Genomic DNA, 2,827 nt, shown 5'->3' with positions numbered 1-2,827 from the left:
CACGGCCGACCGAGCCGCAGCCGGCCGAGCCGCACCCGACTGAGCCACGGCCGACCGAGCCGCCACGGACCGGCGCGCTCACCGACATCCGCGTCGTGGATCTGGCCCGGGTCCTCGCCGGACCGCTGTGCGGCCAGATGCTGGCCGACCACGGCGCCGACGTGATCAAGGTCGAACCGCCGGGTGGGGACGAGACCCGTGGCTGGGGGCCACCGTTCGTGCGAGATGACCACAGCGCGTACTTCGACGGGCTCAACCGGAACAAGCGGAACATCAGTCTCGATCTGCGCAGTGAGGAGGGTCAGGCGGTTCTCGCCAGGCTGCTCGACGAGGCCGACGTGCTCCTCGAGAACTTCAAGGCCGGCACCCTGGCGAAGTGGGGGTTCGGCGACGACGAGCTGGCCGAGCGCTTCCCCCGCTTGGTCCACTGCCGCATCACCGGCTACGGGGTGGACGGACCGCTCGGAGGCGCACCCGGATACGACGCGGTCCTCCAGGGGCTCTCCGGGCTGATGAGTATCAACGGCGAGCCCGACGGAGCGGCCATGCGGATCGGGATCCCGTTGGTGGACATCGTCACCAGTCTCAACGCGATGAGTGGCATCCTCATGGCGCTGCACGTACGGGCCACGACCGGGCGCGGCCAGCTGGTCGACCTCGCCCTGCTCGACAACGCGGTGTCGATCCTGCACCCGCACGCGGGCACGTGGTTCGCCACGGGCGAGGCCCCGGTGCGCACCGGGGTGGCGCACCCGACCATCTGTCCGTACGAGACCTTCAGCTGCTCGGACGGACCGTTCTTCATCGGCGCCGGAAACGATCGTCAGTTCCGGGCGCTGGCGGAGGCGGTGGACGCGCCCGCGCTGGTCGACGACCCCCGCTTCCTCACGAATTCGGACCGACTGCGCCACTCCGAGGAGCTGCGCGCGATCCTCGGTGGTCTCGTCGCAGGGCTCCGTCGGGACGACCTGACGGATCGACTCCGCGCGGTCGGGGTGCCCTCCGGGGCGGTGAACGACGTGGGTGAGGCGTTGTCCATGCCCCAGGTGCTGCATCGCGAGATGGTCGTCGAGCGCGACGGATACCGCAGTGTCGGCATCCCGATCAAGCTGTCCGACACCCCGGGATCCGTGCGGTTCGGGCCCCGCCCCCACGGCGCGGACACCGAGTCCGTGCTGGCGGAACTGGGACTCGATCGGGCGGCGCACTCCGAGCCCGACGGCCGCTGACCGGCGGGACACAATCTCGGTACGCTGGTGAAGTAGTACCGAGAAAGGTCGATCCGTGGAATTCCTCCTCATCGCCGCAGTGATCGCCGTTGCTGTCGCCGTGGTCTCCCGCAGTCAGAACAAGGGCCAGACCCAACTGGAAATGCAGCACAACCGCCATATCGAGGACTACCGCGCCGAGGCCGCGCGCTGGGTCGAACGGCTCGGCGGTCAGGTGTTCAACCTCGACGGCACCGACGAGGCGTCCAAGCAGGCGATGGCAGACGCCTCCGAGCGCTACACCGCGGCCGTGACGGAGCTGGAGAACGCGCGCACACCGGTCCAGACGGAGCTCGCGAAGGACACCGCCCTCGAGGGTCTGTACTACGTGCGGGCCGCGCGTTCGGCGATGGGCCTGGATCCCGGTCCGGAGCTGCCCAAGACCGACGGGCAGGAGCGCGCCGGCCGGGTGACCGAGGACCGGACCGTCGAGGTCGACGGCCGCACGATGACCGCGGCGACCGAGCCGAGCGACAAGACCCCGCACTACTACCCGGGCGGTGTGGTGGCCGGCCGGCCGGTGCCCGCCGGCTGGTACTCGGAGCCGTGGTGGGCCTCGGCCCTGGCCACGGGTATGTGGATGATGGGCTCGATGATGATGTTCAACATGATGTTCGCCGGGATGGCGGGCGTCGGCTACTCCGGCGAGGACTTCGCGGCCGGGGTCGGCGAGGGTGGCGCGGACGTCAGCGACATGGGCGGCGGCGACATGGGCGGAGGCGAGGGAGGCGACGGCTTCTTCGACGGCGGGCTCATGGGCGGCGACGGCGGCGGCGGCGACGGCGGCGGGTTCTTCGACGGCGGCCTGTTCGGCGGCGACGGCGGAGGCGGCGGCGGCTTCTTCGACGGTGGCCTCTTCGATTTCTGACCCGGTCCAGTAGGGCCAGCAGTTCCAGTAGGGCCAGCAGGGTCAACCGCAGCCGGCCAGCACCCGCTCCATGGCCTCGTGCTCGGCCGGGGTCACCCAGAGTCCGTAGCGCTCCTTGACCAGGATCTGCCGCGAGATCAGGGGACAGCGGAACTCCCGGCGCGGGGGGAGCCAGGTGGCCGCGTCACCGTCGCTCTTGCTCTGATTGGCGTGCCCCGCCACCGCCAAGAGGTTGAGCGGATCGTTGGCGAAGTCGCGCCGCTGGTCGGGGGTGAGCTGCTGAGCACCCTTCTGCCACGCGTCCGACAGGGCCACCACGTGGTCGATCTGAACCGCGGACGAGGTGTCCTGACCCCGCACGAACTCGATCCGCTCCCCGGTGTACGGCCCGTACAGGACCCCGGTGAGCACCACACAGTCCCGGGTCCCCGGTCGCACCGTGATGTCCTGCAGGTCGCGCCGCAGGATGTCGTTGCGCGTGTCGCACCCGTTGCGTCCGAACTCCACGGAGACGTCGTCGGACCACGCCTGTCCGAACAGGTCACGGTCGTATCCCGTCTTGGGTGCGCGGCCCTTGATCTCCAGCCGGGGTAGGGCCACCCGTGCGGCCGCGACCATCGGATCGCCCGGCGGGACGGCCTCGGGCGGTGCCGGCTCGGGGGGCGCGGGTTCGGGGACGGGCGGGGCCGCC

At 70.7% G+C, this 2,827-nt stretch carries 3 protein-coding genes; 2 read left to right on the top strand and 1 reads right to left on the bottom strand.

Features of this window, described 5'->3' with window-relative positions:
* Nucleotides 1-86: 86 nt before the first annotated feature.
* Complete coding sequence (locus G6022_RS11145) at nt 87-1,229, top strand: CoA transferase (protein WP_182610706.1); 1,143 nt, start codon at nt 87-89, stop codon at nt 1,227-1,229.
* A gap of 55 nt (nt 1,230-1,284) precedes the next feature.
* Nucleotides 1,285-2,136, top strand: coding sequence for a DUF1542 domain-containing protein (locus G6022_RS11140; protein WP_182691576.1), 852 nt, complete (start codon nt 1,285-1,287; stop codon nt 2,134-2,136).
* 42 nt (nt 2,137-2,178) lie between these two features.
* Here G6022_RS11140 and G6022_RS11135 read toward each other — a convergent pair.
* On the bottom strand, nt 2,179-2,827 hold a 649-nt coding region (locus G6022_RS11135), incomplete at its 5' end, for an HNH endonuclease family protein (RefSeq protein WP_241731170.1).

Source organism: Dietzia sp. Cai40, from assembly GCF_014145165.1.
Taxonomy (GTDB): domain Bacteria; phylum Actinomycetota; class Actinomycetes; order Mycobacteriales; family Mycobacteriaceae; genus Dietzia; species Dietzia natronolimnaea.
This window is presented reverse-complemented; position numbering and strand designations above follow the sequence as displayed.